Consider the following 16,713-nt stretch of genomic DNA (forward strand, 5'->3'; position numbering starts at 1 on the left):
CGAGCTACCGGGCTGCTCCACCCCGCGTCAGAAAAAATATTCAAACAGCGACAATAAATAATATACAGTACAAATTGGGTCTACGTCAAGGAAGAATTTATAAAAGTTCTCAAGGCAGAAATCTAACTCCGTATCTTCCCTTACGGGAACGATAAATTTCTACAAAACGTGGGTCATGATAACCGTAAATCCAGCCATCTTGTTCCAATCTTTTAGCCAAACAACCTGCTTGAAATCTGGTCCTGAACAGTTTCGCGAAGTATATCCAATTCATGATGCCCTCTTCTCCTTTTCGCAAATTTATGATACACCGCTCTGAACTTATCATGCCCAAGTTCCACAAAATAAGCCACCAGAAAACTGGTGGCTAAGGGCATATTCAGAGTCATTCACCGATTGAGTCGAAATAGACCGTGGGATCTTTTCCAAGTGTATCCAGCATGGTATTCCCCTGCTTCTCCCAAGCTTTGAGTGCATTCTCGACGGTTTTCTTCCCCTGATAAACTTCAATGAATAATTGACGTCCAACATCGCTAATCCGGCTAATCCCAGGCTTCTGCATCTGTAAACTGATCAATAAAGGATCCGTTGCAGGTAAAGGCTTAAGCGTATAAAAAGCTTCCAAATTTACAGAAGGGGTTTGAGTGGTAATATAATCCTTACGGGAAGTCAGTTCACTCTTGTTATGGGCTTTAATTTTCGCAACCTCATTACTGTTGACGAACTTAATCAAATCCCAAGCATCTTCCTTATTAGTAGCCATAGAATTAATAGCCATCATATTGCCAAGCCATGTTCCAATAGCAACATCCGGTTTTTCCTGAAAGGTAGGTACAGTAACCACGCCCCAATTGATGGGACTATAATTTTTGATCTTAGCAGCATTACGGGCCACTCCCGCCAGTTCATTGAGATAACCATATTCTCCCACGACCATTGCTGCTTTTCCTGTGAGGAACAGATCGCCTTGGATTGGACTGTAGGCATTCCCTTCTGTTCCTGCAAAATCCAACCCATTGAACTCAGGTACAATTTGTTTCTTAACCAACTGGCTGTAAGTAGTCCAAGCCTGATTCCACTGTGTAGTATTTACAGTCATGTGCTGACCCTTATTATCGTACATCGTAAGTTCCAACGGTGCGACATAGCTCTGCATATCCCAAAATGGATCACTTAAGTAACGGTTCATTGAGAACCCGTATATCCGAGTTTCTTTATTAGATGACTTCTTCGTAACCTTATCTGCCAGCGTAAAAAGTTCATTCCAAGTCATCTTGTCCGTTGGATAGCCCACACCAGCAGCATCAAAGATTCCCTTGTTATAAAAAAGTGCACTAGACGAGAAGATCGGCGCCAACGCAACAAGACTTCCTCTACCCAGCTCACGAACTCCATTCAGCATTGTAGGCGCCATATTGCTTAAATCATACTGATCACGCGCTATAAGCGGCTCCAGCGATTGGACAAGATTATGATCCACCAAACTCTTCACTAATGCGCTATCACCGACGATCACATCAACAGGCTTATCCCCGCCCATAATCGCTCGGATATTTTCCAAATTGTCAGAGCTTACGTCTGAGGAGCTGTTATTGTATCGAAGGTCATTCGTATCTATAGCCGGAATAATCTCCAATTTGATTTCTGGATGCTGCAACTCATACATATCCGTAAACTGCTGACGAAAAAACGTATCGTCCTCCCCAGACCATAGACTCCCAATACGCAATACACGCTGCTCCACTGAAGACTTAGAAGGCTCAGCCCAAGCCGTATTCCACCCATCAGAGATTAGTGGTAGTATCAGCGCAGCGCATACCCCAAAGCTTAACCAGCGGCGCCACAGCCGTTTATTGTTGTTTATATGATTCATTATTATTTCCTCCCATAAAATACTTGATTCTTCTACATCGAATGGATAAATAATCCATAATTCTAGTAACAGTATAATGCTTTAATCAAGAAGGGAAGTTACAGGACGTTTAAAGTTATACTACGATTTCTTCATATTATTCTCATAAAAATGTTACTAGGAGCTTTTGCAGATACTTATCTCAACTTTACCACTCCTTACTACCTTTCCTATGAGCGAACATTCCTACCCTTTACGACTGGATAATTGCACAAAGTGCAACTATAGTGCCAATTCCTCTAAGAAAAGTTAGTTTAAATGTACGAAATACAACTATTCGTATCTTGGATGGCAGTTGAGTATGTTGTTTCTCTCTTTTTAATCCCACTCTATGCAATTAAATAATAAAAGCCCCTCACTGAAAAGTGAGAGGCTCGCCCAAACCAGGCTCATTTATTTAAGCTTAAACACCAAATGATGACGGATCTTTTCTCCAAGACTTCAGTGCTTCTACGTCCGTCAATTCAATTTTGCCTTGTGCAAGAGCCACATCAATCAATGTGCTGTAGTTGGACAAGCTTTGTAATGGCATTTCAGCTGCAGCAAAAGCATCCACTGCACGGTCCAGCTCATAGCTGAAGATTGCGAGTACAGCCAGCACTTCTGCGCCAGCTTCTTGCACGGCCTGAGCCGCTTTGATGGAGCTTCCACCTGTGGAGATCAAATCTTCAATAACAACAACCTTTTGTCCCGGCTTAATCAGACCTTCGATCTGATTCTGCTTGCCGTGGCCTTTAGCTTTATCACGGATATAAGCCATAGGCAGATTGAGCTTATCTGCTACCCAAGCCGCGTGTGGAATACCCGCGGTTGCTGTACCTGCAATCACTTCAGCGTCCGGATACTCGCTCTTAATAAGCTGGGCGAAAGCATCTGCGATATAGTTACGAACTTCCGGGTAAGCCATAGTCAGACGGTTGTCGCAATAGATCGGCGATTTGATACCAGAGGTCCATGTAAAAGGCTCCTGGGGACGCAGTGCTACTGCTCCAATCTCCAGCAGATAACTTGCTACTTGTTCACTTCTATTTAATGAGCTCATGCTAGGGTCATCTCCTCAATAATGTTTAGTGCTGCTTGACGTGGATCTGGTGAAGCTGTAATCGGCCGCCCTACTACAAGGTAGTGACTACCCTGACGAATGGCTTTTCCAGGTGTCATAACCCGGGACTGATCGTCCAAGGAAGCACCTGCTGGCCGGATACCCGGTGTAACCGTGCAAAATGCCGGGCCGCAAGCTTCTGCGATAGCTGCAGACTCTTGTGGCGATGCTACTACACCATCTAGACCCGCATCGGCAGCCAGCTTGGCGTATCTTACCACAGTAGCTGCTACCTCTCCAGCGATCCCAATTTCGTTATTCATCACTTCTTGACTCGTACTGGTTAGCTGGGTAACTGCAATAATCAAAGGCATCTTCAGGGCTGCATTAGTACTAACTGCTGAAGCCGCTCCTTCGCGCGCTGCCGCCATCATAGCTGTTCCCCCTGCCGCATGTACGTTAAACATATCAGCGCCAAGATTCGTAAGACTTTGAGCGCCACCTTTTACCGTGTTAGGGATATCATGCATCTTCACGTCAACGAACACAGAGTAGCCACGAGATTTCAGCTCTTGAATAAAGTCTGGTCCTGCCGCATAGAACAGCTGCATACCTACCTTCATGTAGCAAGGAATTCCTTCCAGCTTATCGATTAAGGCTCTTGCTCCAGTCACATCAGGATAATCCAAAGCGATCATCAGACGATTCGCCATTGCTTTCCACTCTACTTCTTCAACTCCCATAACCATGCTCCTATCCAGTGCAGACTACATCCACACTGTTTATTTATTTGACCCTAGGCATAGCGGAACGGTCTGCGTAAACGCAAACCGCCCTATGCATCTTTATGAGATTAGTTCAATTGTCCTACAAAAGCAGGCATGGACTGTGACGAGAAGTTAATCGTCTGCAGCATTCTGAGAAGTGCCGCCACTGTATCCAGTGAAGTCATACATACGACGCCATTCTCAACCGCTTCGCGGCGGATACGGAATCCGTCACGTTCTGGCGTTTTACCTTTAGTCAGGGTATTAAAGACGAAGTTAGCTTGCCCACCACGAATCAAGTCGAGAATGTTTGGCGCACCTTCATCCAGCTTGTTCACGTTCATTACGTTAAGGCCCGCATCTTCAAGCGCTTGTGCCGTGCCTCCAGTAGCAATGATTTTGTAACCCATGGAATGGAAGCCCTTCATAAGTTCTACAGCTTCTGCTTTATCTTTATCTGCCACCGTAACAATGATAGCGCCTGTAGCTGGAATTTTCATTCCTGCTCCTACCAGACCTTTGTATAAAGCTTTTGCGTACAATTTATCACGGCCCATAACTTCACCGGTTGATTTCATTTCAGGTCCAAGCGTAGGTTCTACTCTGCGCAGTTTGGCAAAAGAGAACACTGGCACTTTAACCGATACATAATCGCTTTCCGGCCACAAACCTTCTGTATAACCGTCATCCTTCAGCTTGCTGCCGAGAATGATTTTGGTTGCCAAATGCGCCATTGGAATTCCAGTCACTTTACTCAGGAAAGGAACTGTACGCGAGGAGCGTGGATTTACTTCGATTACGTATACTTCGTTCTGATAGATAACAAACTGGATGTTGACCAGTCCAATCGTCTTCAGTTCCTTAGCGATCTTGATAGTGATTTCAGCGATTTTTGCTTTTAGACCTTCATCCAGATATTGCGGAGGATATACAGCGATAGAGTCACCGGAGTGAACACCTGCGCGCTCAACATGCTCCATGATGCCCGGAATAACTACCGTCTCACCGTCACAAATCGCATCTACCTCAACCTCTTTACCTAACATGTAACGGTCAATCAATACCGGATGCTCTGGATTCACTTTAACCGCTTCTACCATGTAGCTAAGCAGTTCAGTATCGTTATATACAATTTCCATTGCGCGTCCGCCTAGTACATAGGAAGGACGAACCAGTACCGGATATCCAAGGGATTGTGCGGTTTCTACGGCTTGATCCACATCGGTAACTGTCTTACCTTTTGGTTGAGCGATATCAAGACGACCCAGCAAAGCTTCGAATTTCTTACGGTTCTCAGCTTCATCAATGCTATCGAGGCTAGTTCCGAGAATCTTCACACCAGCAGCACTTAGGGGTGCCGCAAGGTTAATCGCGGTCTGACCACCGAATTGAACGATAACCCCAATCGGATTCTCTTGTGCGATTACGTTCATAACATCTTCAAAGAATAGAGGTTCAAAATACAACCGGTCCGAAGTATTGAAGTCTGTAGATACAGTCTCAGGGTTATTATTGATGATAACCGCTTCGTACCCAGCCTTTTGAATCGCCCATACCGCATGCACTGTGGAATAATCGAACTCAATCCCTTGACCGATCCGAATTGGACCAGATCCCAGCACGATAACTTTTTGCTTATCAGAATGAATGACCTCATTCTCAGTCTCATAAGTCGAGTAATAGTAAGGTGTAGAAGCTTCAAACTCAGCCGCACAGGTATCTACCATCTTGAACACAGGTGTTAATCCTTGCTCCAAACGTAGCGCGCGCACATCTGCTTCTTTAGTATACTTGCCGTCCGCTTGTCCTTCTGCACGAATCTCAGCAATCGCACGGTCTGTAAAGCCTTTGCGTTTCGCTTGGTATAGCGTTTCCGCTGACAAGGTTTCTTCTCCGCGAATCACATCTTCAAAGTTAATCAAACCTTCAATTTTGGAGAGGAACCACCAGTCCACGTTCGTAATATCCTGAATTTCTTGCAGCTCATAGCCACGACGGAAAGCTTCAGCAACCAGGAACAGACGCTCGTCATCAGGCTTCGCAAGACGTTCACGCAGCACATTCTCTTCCAATGCTTCTGCACCTGGCAGACGGAAACGATGAACACCAATCTCCAAGGAACGAATTGCTTTATGAATGGACTCTTCAAAAGTACGGCCGATTGCCATTACTTCACCAGTTGCCTTCATCTGCGTACCAAGCTTACGGTTCGCATGAATGAACTTGTCGAAAGGCCAACGTGGAATTTTACTTACGATATAGTCAAGTGTAGGTTCGAAGCATGCATAAGTCTGTCCGGTAACCGGATTGACGATTTCATCCAGCGTGTAGCCCATTGCGATTTTAGCAGCCATTTTGGCAATTGGATATCCAGTTGCTTTGGAAGCCAAAGCTGAGGAACGGCTGACACGCGGGTTTACTTCGATTACATAGTACTGATAACTTTGTGGATCAAGTGCGAATTGTACGTTACATCCACCCTCAATATTCAGGGCGCGAATGATTTTGAGCGAAGCTGTACGCAGCATTTGGTATTCGCGATCTGACAGCGTTTGGCTAGGTGCCACAACAATACTGTCACCTGTATGTACGCCTACAGGATCAAAGTTTTCCATGTTGCAGACAACGATACAGTTGTCATTAGCATCCCGCATAACCTCGTATTCAACTTCCTTCATGCCGGCAATACTTTTCTCCACTAGACATTGTCCGATCGGGCTATAACGAATACCTGCTTTGACGGTTTCACGCAGTTCTTCTGCGTTATCGCAGATCCCGCCGCCTGTGCCGCCAAGTGTATAAGCTGGACGTACAATCAGAGGGAAACCAATCTCTTCAGCGAAATTCATTGCTTCATCTACAGTAGTGATGATGGTGCTATCCGGTACAGGTTGTTCCAATTCACGCATTAGGTCACGGAACAAATCGCGATCCTCTGCTTTCTCAATGGAATCAAGCTGTGTACCGAGAAGCTTAACATTCTCTTGCTCAAGTACACCTGCACGAGCCAATTCTACAGCCATATTTAGGCCGGTTTGACCACCTAGCGTTGGAAGCAATCCATCGGGACGCTCTTGGCGAATAATCGCAGTTACGAATTCAAGCGTAATAGGCTCGATGTACACTTTATCAGCAATATTTGTATCAGTCATAATTGTTGCTGGATTGCTGTTAATCAGTACGACTTCCACGCCTTCTTCTTTAAGGGCTTGGCAAGCCTGAGTTCCTGCGTAGTCAAACTCCGCTGCTTGACCGATGACGATCGGTCCGGAACCGATCACTAGTATTTTTTTAAGCTTATCGTTCTTTGGCATGTTATAGAGCTCCTTTCACGGCTTCAAGCTGTAAGTTAGTTTTTGGCGCCGTGATTCTGGCGTTTGCCGCAAGTTGTGCCTGACGTGAAATAACAGGTGTCTTTGCTTTATGATCTGCAATCAATTGAAGGAAGCGATCGAATAAGTAGCTGCTGTCATGTGGTCCTGGCGCTGCTTCTGGATGATATTGCACCGAAAATGCTGGGTAACGAGTATGTTTAATTCCTTCAACCGTCTTATCATTATTATTAATGTGAGTAACTTCTAGTTCAGTGTTCTTCACAGATTCCTCATTTACGGTATAACCATGGTTCTGAGAAGTGATGAAGCAGCGTCCACTTTCCAGTTCCTTCACAGGGTGATTGCCACCGCGGTGACCGAATTTCAGCTTCTCTGTGTCCGCTCCACAAGCCAGTGCAAACAACTGATGACCTAAGCAGATGCCGAAGATCGGATATTCGCCAAGCAATTCAGAAATGGTCTTAACAGCGTGAGGCACATCTTTCGGGTCCCCAGGGCCATTGGACAGCAGGATACCATCCGGGTTCAGACGGCGAACTTCTTCCGCTTTTACATCATGTGGCACTACAACAACATCACAACCACGTTCGTTAAGCTCACGCAGGATACCAGCCTTCGCACCGTAATCCACAAGTACAATTCTTTCTTTGTTGCCCGGGCTGCTGTACGAACTTGCAGTTGATGTACGAGCTACCTGATTGCGCAATTCCTCAATCGTAGTATTTCCCATCATTTCCATCAGTTCCTCTACACGTTTGTTAGAGGTGGTTAGGATGGCTTTCATTGTTCCGTAGTGGCGAATAATCCGAGTCAACATCCGAGTATCAATCTCGCTGATCCCTGGAATATCGTATTCCTTTAGCAGATCGTCCACACTATATTCAGCACGCCAGTTACTAGGTACTTCTTCATGACGACGCACTACAAAGCCGTGTACGAAAGGTCGAACAGATTCAAAATCATCCCGAGTAATCCCGTAGTTCCCGATCAATGGGTAAGTCATTGTAACGATTTGTCCGCAATATGAAGGGTCAGACAGCACCTCTTGATATCCTGTAATTCCTGTATTAAAAACAACCTCGCCTGTCTTTTCGCCCTCAGCGCCAAATGCGGTACCTGTAAATAAAGTTCCGTCTTGCAGCAGCAATCTCGCCTGCATTCCATTCCACTCCTTCTTGTTTCTGTAGTCTAATGCTTATGCCTTACAAGCCTTCCGGAGTGAACGTGTACACAATCACTGCTCCGTAAAGATCAGCAACTCCGCCCCACCAGTCCGCTAGTTTTTCTCAGTCCATACGGCTTTGCCGTCTACCCATGTCATTACTGGCCAGCCCTTAAGCTTCCAGCCACCAAAAGGAGTATTCCGTCCTTTACTTGCGAAAGATCCTGGGTCTACTTCTTTCTCCTGCTCCAAATCAATCAGTGTCAAATCTGCAGGAGCTCCGATATCCATCACACCGGTGTTCAGTCTGAATACCCGTGCAGGATCAGCTGTCATTCTTTGTACCAGTAAGGATAAATCCCATTTCCCCGTTGCTACAAACGCTGTGTATAGTAGTGGGAAGGCTGTTTCGAATCCAACGATACCAAAAGGTGCAAGCTGCATGCCTTTAGCCTTCTCTTCTTCACTATGCGGCGCATGGTCAGTAACAATCATATCTAGTGTGCCGTCTAGCAAACCTTCGATACATGCCTCAACATCGCGGCGGGAGCGAAGCGGCGGGTTCATTTTCCAATTGGCATCAAGGCCTGGAATATCTTCTTCAGACAGCAGCAAGTGATGCGGACACACCTCAGCAGTCACTTTAATGCCGATTTCTTTCGCTTGGCGTATCAGGCGTACCGATTGTTCAGTACTTACATGGCATACATGGTAATGAACGCCTGTTGCTTCAGCCAGCAAAATATCGCGTCCAACATGGATCGCTTCCGACTCATTTGGAATTCCTTTCAGGCCATGCTTTCTTGCGAACTCACCCTCGGCTACACAGCAGCCTTCAACCAGTGAATTATCCTCACAGTGAGCAATGACTGGCATATCCAATGCTGCGGCGATGTTCATAGCATCTTTCATCATTTGAGCACTTTGCACGCCCACGCCGTCGTCGGTATAACCAATCGCTCCAGCTTCTTTAAGCGCTGCAAAATCAGTCAGCTCACGTCCAAGCTCATTTTTCGTAATGGCTGCATAAGGAAGTACTTTTACGAGTCCTGCTTCACGCGCTTTGTCTTTCACAAATTGTACGATTTCCGGGGTATCTGTTACTGGACGGGTATTAGGCATACAAGCGATGGTTGTAAATCCGCCTTTGGCAGCCGAACGACTTCCGGTTTCCACGGTTTCCTTGTGTTCAAATCCCGGTTCGCGTAAGTGCACATGCATATCAATGAGTCCTGGAATGAGCAGTTTGCCTTCAGCATCAATGATCTCTCCAGCTTCTGGAGCAGCTTCATTTCCATCGATGAAGGCCGAGATAACACCTTCTTCAAGTACAATATGTTTCCGCTCTAACAAGCCTTCCTTATTCAATACGCTGGCGTTTCTAATAATCACTGTCATGATTCTACCTTTACCCACAGTTCCCGGCTGTGAGCCCTCTCATTATTATATAATAAAAATTCATGTTTGTGTATATTTATTAGTCCTTATTCATCATCATTCTTTGATCTTTATAGTAAAGCTCTTTCGAGAACCGCCATCCGAACCGGAACTCCATTAGACATTTGCGGGAAAATCCTTGATTGACTGCACTCTACAACTGCATCATCAATCTCGACATTCCGGTTAACCGGAGCTGGGTGCATAATGATCGTATCTTTTGCGAGCTTAGCTGCGCGTTCTTCCGTTAAACCGTACTGTCTGCGGTAATCTTCCGCGGAAAGTATGATGCCAGAAGAATGGCGTTCCAGCTGCACACGAAGCATCATGACCACATCTGCTTTAAGAGCTTCCTCTATGGTTACATAAGGTGCGTATTCCATAAGCTCAGGAGCCTTCATATTCTCCGGTGCGCAGAATTGCACTTTAGCTCCTAGCTTTGTAAGTCCCCATAGATTGGAACGTGCTACCCGGCTATGCATGATGTCCCCGATAATTGAAACCGTGAGGCCCTTTAAATCTCCAAACGTTTTGGTCATGGTGTAAAGATCAAGCAGCGCTTGTGTTGGATGTTCATTGTTGCCGTCACCCGCGTTAATAAGCGGTATGGACACCTTCTCAGCTAACTGCTGCAGCACACCTGCAGGCTTCAAACGCACAACTCCGGCATCGATCCCCATCGATTCCAGTGTGCGTACTGTATCGTAGATCGACTCCCCTTTTTCTACACTAGAAGCTGCAGCCGTAAAATTCAGTACTTGTGCACCCAGTCGTTTCTCTGCCATTTCAAAGGAGAAACGTGTGCGTGTGCTGTTCTCAAAGAACATGTTAGAAATAAAATGCGAGTTCAAAATGGGGGTTAGCTTTGCACTTTGATTGTCCCAATAAGCTGTTCTGTCCAGCAGCCCAGTAATTTCCGACCGGTCAAGCTCTTTAATTCCCAGCAGACTACGTTCCTTTACCTTGGTAAGTGTCATGATGTTATCGTTCCTCCCGGTTTGAAATAATGTAGACCTCGTCTTTGCCGTCGTATTCCTTCAGCGCCACTTCAATCTGCTCATGCTTTGAGGTAGGTACATTCTTACCGATGTAGTCTGGTCTGATCGGCAGCTCGCGGTGTCCACGGTCGGCAAGTACTGCCAGTTGAATCATTCGTGGGCGTCCACAATCCATCAAAGCGTCCATCGCTGCGCGGATGGTGCGTCCGGTGTAAAGCACATCGTCGAACAAAATGACCTTCTTATCATGGATGCCATCACTGCCGGAAGTAATAATGACGTTACTCTTCACTACCGCTTCACTGCCTCCTACTTCGCGGTCATCCCGATAATGCGTGATGTCGAGCTCGCCGTAAGGAATCTCAACGCCCTCAATTTCCTTGATCCGCTCAGCGATGCGCTTTGCCAGGTATACGCCTCGTGTCCGGATACCGACCAGCAGACAATTCTCAATCCCTTTGTTCTTCTCCAAAATCTCATGAGCAATACGCGATAATGCCCGGCGGATCGCCGTTTCGTCCATAATTACATTTTTCTCAGTAACCATAATCTTGTCACCCTCCACTTGTTTCGCCTGTTCAAGTTCCTGGAAATCAAAAAACTCCTTGCCTATAACAGGCAAGGAGTGAAATCCGCAGATGAAGAAGATGGTGGCCGCGCGCATAAAAAGACAGTCCGGTGTATACACACGGGTACCTTTCTAAGAGTCGCGAACCTCGATTCACGTTACCTTGCCAGCCTCACAGGACTGAATTAAAGGCGCTATTCATTTAATGAGAATTATGACAGAACAAACACGGCATGTCAACTTTATCTGCCTAAACTACAACACTTTCCAAGCCTGCTTCTATTAACAACAAAAGGAAGGCGGTATTATAGGGAAAACCTCCCTATAATTAGGCAACAATAGTCATTATGATCAGGTTATGCGGAATTCCTCCCTATAAATTGAAGGATTTCCTTGAATACAACCAAATATGCTGAAATAGAGGGGGAAATTCCCAATAATCTAGCGGATTGAAGCTAAAACACAAAATTAGAGGGAAGAATTCCCTATCTTACAGTAGCTCTATTCTACAGTAGTCTAATCCACAGTAGACTAGCCACTACATAAAGAAAAGCCACCCAAGGTTTCCCCTAGGCAGCTTCAATGTCTAACTAATGATTAAAATTCAAACTCCACATCGCTTAAGCGTCTTTGGATCTCAGAGATGACACGTCTTTCTTCCTCTTCCCCTTTAGCAATGAAGGTAACAGAGAAACGTACAAATGGACCTGCATCATCCCAAGGCACGGTAGAGATTAGCTTCTCACGGATCAGGAATTGCGAGAAATCCTCACCGGATTCGAAACGGCGGCCACCCTTGACACCCTTCGGTGCAGCCACATAAAGGAAGAAGGAACCCTTTGGTTTCTCAGCTTGGAAGCCGAGGCTGTTCAGTGCATCCACCAACAGGTTGTGACGACGAGAATACTTGGCAGCAATTGCTTCTGTAATCTCTGGATGCGCAAGACCGTAAGCAGCAGCTTTTTGAATCGCGATAAATTGACCAGAATCGTTATTGTCCTTCACATCACTGAAGGCTTTTACCACTAATGGATTTCCGGCAACAAAGCCGATTCTCCAGCCCGTCATATTGTAGGACTTGGACAAGGAATGCAGTTCCACCCCTACGTCCTTGGCACCTGGCACAGAGAGGAAGCTAAGTGGCTTCAAACCGTCATAGGTCAAAGCAGCATATGGTGCGTCATGAATTACGACTACATCATATTTTTTAGCCCATGCAACGACCTCAGCAAAAAACTCAGGCGTCGCACTAGCGCCCGTCGGATTGTTTGGATAGTTCAAGTAAAGAAGCTTAGCTTTATGAGCAACCTCTTCCGGAATTTCGTTCAAATCTGGAAGGAATTTATTCTCCTTCTTCAGCTCTACCGTAAACACTTGTCCACCCAAGTATTTAGTATGTGTACCCAGCACTGGATAACCCGGCACCGTCATGATCGTAATATCCCCAGGATTGATGAAGCAAGAAGGCAACATCGCCAGCGCAGGCTTAGATCCGATAGAATGAACTACCTCCGTAACGGGATCAATGCCTTCAACACGGAATACTTCCCGCAAATAATCAGCTGCAGCTGTCTTAAACTCAGCAATTCCATTGTCCGCATAACCACGATTTTCTTCCTTAGCTGCTTCTTCCGCCAGCTTAGCCACGATACCTGCATCAGCCATCTCGTCTGGCTCTCCTACGCCCATATCGATCAATTCAATATCAGGAAAATCCCGTTTTGCGGATGCTTTCGCACGTTTGATCTTCTCAAATTTATAAATCGAAGTGTCCTTGCCGTAGTTCGCACCGCCGATGCGGTCTGCAAAATTAGTCTGAATGAAGCTGTCTTGGTATTGTTCAATACTCATACTTTCATCTCATCTCCTGGCTATCTATTCTCATTTTAGAAGAAACGGCTTCGCCGTCCCTTGGATGGCTTATGTTTCTAGAGATCCGTTTCAGTTATAAAAATAAGGATAAAGAATAAGGCATAACCTTCTCTTTATCCTTATGTTATTAAATATGATGGAAAGCAGAGTTCAATTCCATAGACTAATTATCACTTCATTTGTACTTATCTGCTGCGCAATGTGAACAGAACTTCTTCCATGTCTTCCGGAATAGGTCTGCTGAATTCTTTATATTCACCTGATGTAGGATGAATAAATCCAAGCACCGCTGCATGTAACGCCTGTCCATTCATAGCTGTTCCTTTGCTGCGTCCATAAACCGGATCACCTACAAGCGGATGACCAATGAATTTCATATGCACCCTGATCTGATGCGTGCGGCCAGTCTCCAGTTGCAGCTCCAGTAGAGTACATTCACCAAAGCGCTCCATCACCGTAAAATGGGTCACAGATTTCTTACTGTTCTTTTCCGTGACAGTGTATAGCTTGCGATCATGTGGATCTCTACCGATCGGTGCATCAACCGTACCTTTGTCATGCGACAAGTTGCCGTGTACAACAGCTATATAGCGGCGTGTTACACTGTGCTCTTTAAGCTGTGCTGCGAGCGACGCGTGACTGGCATCATTTTTAGCCACCATAATAAGACCAGAGGTATCCTTATCAATACGATGTACAATACCTGGACGAATCTCACCATTAATACCGGATAGATCCTTACAATGATACATCAGTGCATTTACCAAGGTGCCAGACGGATGCCCGGCAGCCGGATGCACAACCATACCACGCGGTTTATTAATCACAATGACATCGCTGTCCTCGTAGACAACATCAAGGGGGATATTCTCCGGAATCAAATCGGTCACTTCTGCTTCAGGAACGATGATGGAAACTACATCGCCTTCTGAGAGCTTATAATTAGCTTTCACGGGTGCTCCATTAACCGTAACATGGCCACCACTGATCCACAGCTGCACCTGAGAACGTGAAACATCCTCTTCCCAAGATTCCGTAATATATTTATCGATACGCTCCTTCGCGTTCTCCGCCGAAACAGTCCACTCCGTGACGTCCCTCTCTTCTTCGCTCGTAGTTGCCGCTTGGTGATTGACGTCTTTATTCAAATCATTCATTCCCTTCCCTTACTTCCTTTGCTTCTTTTACTTCTTTAATTTCCGTAATTTCTTCACCGTTCTTAAGATCGCGGAAGGAGTCCAAAAGAATTAAACCAACCCCAATGACGATACACGAATCTGCAACGTTAAAAATCGGGAAGCTATAGCTTCCAAAATTAAACAGAAGGAAATCAACAACCTCACCACTAATCATCCGGTCGAGGAAGTTACCTATCGCTCCACCCAGAACAAGTCCAAGGGCAACCGACAGCATCTTCCGCGAATGTCTAGTTTTGTTCAAGTACCAAACGATACCTGCAACCACTACAACCGTAACTAAAAAGAAGAACCATTGCTGACCTTGTAGGATCCCAAAAGCAGCTCCGCGATTACGATGTGAGGTAATTAGGAAAAAATTCCCGATGACCGGAATCTGTTCCCCGAGCTCCAGACGTGTGGCAATGAGATACTTCGTTCCCTGATCCACCAAAAATACAATAAGAGCAATCAAATAGTACACCACAGAAGTTGTCACTCCGTTCTTATTTTTCCCGCCAAATGCGGTACGAATACTGTTATAAGACTTGTATATTGTAGCACAGCCCTTAGAAGATCGTCTATTGCGTGACACCTCTCGGGCGCTTAATCTTGGGGACTATTTTCCATCGCTAAAATAACGCCTCTCAGGTCAACCTAACAAAGAACCATCCGGTGCAAATCGGTTAGTCGGAAGGATTCTTAGAAAAAGTACAGAAAGGAGCTTACTCATCATGACGCACCTGACAGTACAGCAGCTCTCAGAGCTGCGCGCCCGATTAGAAAAAGACCGTGATACTATTCAGCACAGGCTTCAGAATAATGAAAATTACGGCTTACAGGAATCCATGCGGGATGGCACCGGAGAACTTTCCGAGAATGACAACCATCCAGGAGATGCAGCCACCGATTTGTATAACCGCTCCATGGATATTTCACTGCTAGAGCGGGACGAGCATGAGCTGGATGATATTGAAGCTGCTCTCAACGCTATGGATGAAGGCACCTATGGGATATGTAAGGCTAGCGGTCAACCGATCCCTTTTGAGCGTCTATCCGCCATTCCCTCCACACTTTATTCTAAAGAGCACGCCCCACGTCAAAATGCACCCTTTACTCGGCCCATTGAAGAAGAATTTTTATCTCCTCCATTTGGGCGGACTAGTCTCGATGAACGAGAGGATCAAAATGGCTTTGATGGTGAGGATGCCTGGCAGATTGTAGAAAGCTATGGCAGCTCCAATTCCCCCGCTATGGCGGAGGGCAATAACATTGACTCCTATAATGATATGGAAATTGAAGCGGATGAGCTGGAAGGCTGTGTGGAGCCTTGGGAGAACTTTATCGCTACCGATATTACAGGTAATCATTTAATGGTAGTGCCGGGACGTAGCTACGAGCGTTATAAGGATAGCGACGAGGGAAGTTTCATGCTTGATCCACTCGAAGGCGAGGAGTAAAAGCATTGTCGCTACAAGAAAATGAACAGCGCGCGGTTCCAGTATCATGATGGAATGGCCCGCTGTTTTTTTATTTTTTCTGCTCTATGTCATTTTGTTAAGAAAATGTTCAGATTCAGCTGGTAAACTGATCTAACGGATGCTGAAATCGACATACAAGGAGTGTAACGTAAGTGAATCAGGAGTATTTTAAAAATGTACAGAAACTCAGTCATGAAGATGATAGACGATATTTATTATTAATGAGAGGTTTGCGTATCATACACAAGAAAAAAAAGCAGTGCAGCCCTCTCCAAAGATTAAAGAACGAAAGATACGGACTGAGGAGAAACGTAGAAGCCCAAGGCTGGGTAAATCCACCTAAGAAAATAGACCGAACCCTAATCACCCTACAACGGAGTAAAGACCACTTTAAAAGCTATTTGAATTCCAGCTGACGCTGTACAATTCGTACAATATCCGCAATATAATCTCCGATGATCGGCAGATTCAAGGCTCCAAGCCCCTGAAGGACATAAATGATCGTTGCTGCAAAAAAAGTAAAGCCTAGCGCGATCCCAACGCCACGAGCCGTTCCATATAAGATATTTTTCCAAATTAAAGTCCAAGGTGAATGTAACAGCTCTGTATATTGATAAATTCGTGATTTCTCCAATATATTAGCCCATTCAAAGGTTAATCGATACATCGTATTCATTTTTTCTTCCAGTGGAATATCTTCTGGATTACGATGATCTGCTGTTAAACGCTCAGGGTTTTCCTCAGGAATAACCTTTTTCTCCGCTCCCTTATCTGGGCTGTTCTTGTTGTCGGATGTCTTGACGGAGATTCTGTTCTTCTGATCCTCCACAGCCACAGCTCCTCTCATACGTCTATATTCGCCACAAAGTAAACGAGCCCGGTCAAAGAGAATGAATCTCCTTGAGCACGGGGCTCGTTATTTTTGCGGGCGAAATATAAAGACTATATTTCCCGCATAAACAGA

14 protein-coding genes are annotated in these 16,713 nt (G+C 45.5%); 1 reads left to right on the forward strand and 13 read right to left on the reverse strand.

The window, feature by feature from the left end; all coding sequences use genetic code 11:
* Positions 1–109: 109 nt before the first annotated feature.
* The 12 genes from CA600_RS31350 to lspA all read right to left on the reverse strand — a co-directional run bounded on the left by CA600_RS31350 (position 110) and on the right by lspA (position 14,755).
* Positions 110–274: a hypothetical protein gene (locus CA600_RS31350; RefSeq protein WP_019909365.1), complete on the reverse strand. Its 165-nt coding sequence runs from the start codon at positions 272–274 to the stop codon at positions 110–112.
* A gap of 111 nt (positions 275–385) precedes the next feature.
* Complete coding sequence (locus tag CA600_RS22400) at positions 386–1,873, reverse strand: ABC transporter substrate-binding protein (protein WP_094873045.1); 1,488 nt, start codon at positions 1,871–1,873, stop codon at positions 386–388.
* A 442-nt stretch (positions 1,874–2,315) separates the two neighbouring features.
* Positions 2,316–2,954, reverse strand: a complete 639-nt coding sequence (gene pyrE, locus CA600_RS22405) for an orotate phosphoribosyltransferase (RefSeq protein WP_094873046.1) — start codon at positions 2,952–2,954, stop codon at positions 2,316–2,318.
* Positions 2,951–3,697: an orotidine-5'-phosphate decarboxylase gene (gene pyrF / locus CA600_RS22410; RefSeq protein WP_094873047.1), complete on the reverse strand. Its 747-nt coding sequence runs from the start codon at positions 3,695–3,697 to the stop codon at positions 2,951–2,953. Before pyrF ends, pyrE begins: the two co-directional genes overlap by 4 nt.
* Positions 3,698–3,807: 110 nt before the next feature.
* A complete protein-coding gene (gene carB / locus CA600_RS22415) occupies positions 3,808–7,035 on the reverse strand; it encodes a carbamoyl-phosphate synthase large subunit (RefSeq protein ID WP_094873049.1) in 3,228 nt (1,075 codons plus the stop codon).
* A gap of 1 nt (position 7,036) precedes the next feature.
* Positions 7,037–8,215 (reverse strand): glutamine-hydrolyzing carbamoyl-phosphate synthase small subunit, encoded by a 1,179-nt coding sequence (gene carA, locus CA600_RS22420; protein ID WP_094873050.1) that lies wholly within the window; start codon positions 8,213–8,215, stop codon positions 7,037–7,039.
* A 117-nt stretch (positions 8,216–8,332) separates the two neighbouring features.
* Positions 8,333–9,616 carry a dihydroorotase gene (locus CA600_RS22425; protein WP_179281705.1) on the reverse strand — a complete coding sequence of 428 codons (1,284 nt, stop codon included), beginning with the start codon at positions 9,614–9,616 and terminating at the stop codon, positions 8,333–8,335.
* Between the two features lie 110 nt (positions 9,617–9,726).
* Positions 9,727–10,632, reverse strand: a complete 906-nt coding sequence (locus tag CA600_RS22430; protein WP_094873052.1) for an aspartate carbamoyltransferase catalytic subunit — start codon at positions 10,630–10,632, stop codon at positions 9,727–9,729.
* A gap of 4 nt (positions 10,633–10,636) precedes the next feature.
* On the reverse strand, positions 10,637–11,200 hold the full coding sequence (gene pyrR, locus CA600_RS22435) for a bifunctional pyr operon transcriptional regulator/uracil phosphoribosyltransferase PyrR (RefSeq protein WP_094873086.1): 564 nt from the start codon (positions 11,198–11,200) through the stop codon (positions 10,637–10,639).
* Positions 11,201–11,818: 618 nt separating this feature from the next.
* Positions 11,819–13,072, reverse strand: coding sequence for an LL-diaminopimelate aminotransferase (locus tag CA600_RS22440; RefSeq protein ID WP_094873053.1), 1,254 nt, complete (start codon positions 13,070–13,072; stop codon positions 11,819–11,821).
* A 206-nt stretch (positions 13,073–13,278) separates the two neighbouring features.
* Positions 13,279–14,250, reverse strand: a complete 972-nt coding sequence (locus CA600_RS22445) for an RluA family pseudouridine synthase (RefSeq protein ID WP_094873055.1) — start codon at positions 14,248–14,250, stop codon at positions 13,279–13,281.
* Positions 14,243–14,755, reverse strand: coding sequence for a signal peptidase II (gene lspA, locus CA600_RS22450; protein WP_094873056.1), 513 nt, complete (start codon positions 14,753–14,755; stop codon positions 14,243–14,245). Before lspA ends, CA600_RS22445 begins: the two co-directional genes overlap by 8 nt.
* A gap of 247 nt (positions 14,756–15,002) precedes the next feature.
* On the opposite strand from lspA, the gene CA600_RS22455 reads away from it, so the two are divergent.
* On the forward strand, positions 15,003–15,728 hold the full coding sequence (locus tag CA600_RS22455; RefSeq protein ID WP_094873058.1) for a molecular chaperone DnaK: 726 nt from the start codon (positions 15,003–15,005) through the stop codon (positions 15,726–15,728).
* A gap of 418 nt (positions 15,729–16,146) precedes the next feature.
* On the opposite strand, the gene CA600_RS22465 is transcribed toward CA600_RS22455, so the two are convergent.
* A complete protein-coding gene (locus tag CA600_RS22465) occupies positions 16,147–16,437 on the reverse strand; it encodes a DUF5665 domain-containing protein (RefSeq protein ID WP_373455841.1) in 291 nt (96 codons plus the stop codon).
* Between the last annotated feature and the right edge of the window lie 276 nt (positions 16,438–16,713).

Origin of the sequence: Paenibacillus sp. VTT E-133280 (assembly GCF_002264385.1) — a bacterium.
Taxonomy (GTDB): Bacteria; Bacillota; Bacilli; order Paenibacillales; family Paenibacillaceae; genus Paenibacillus_AQ; species Paenibacillus_AQ nitricinens.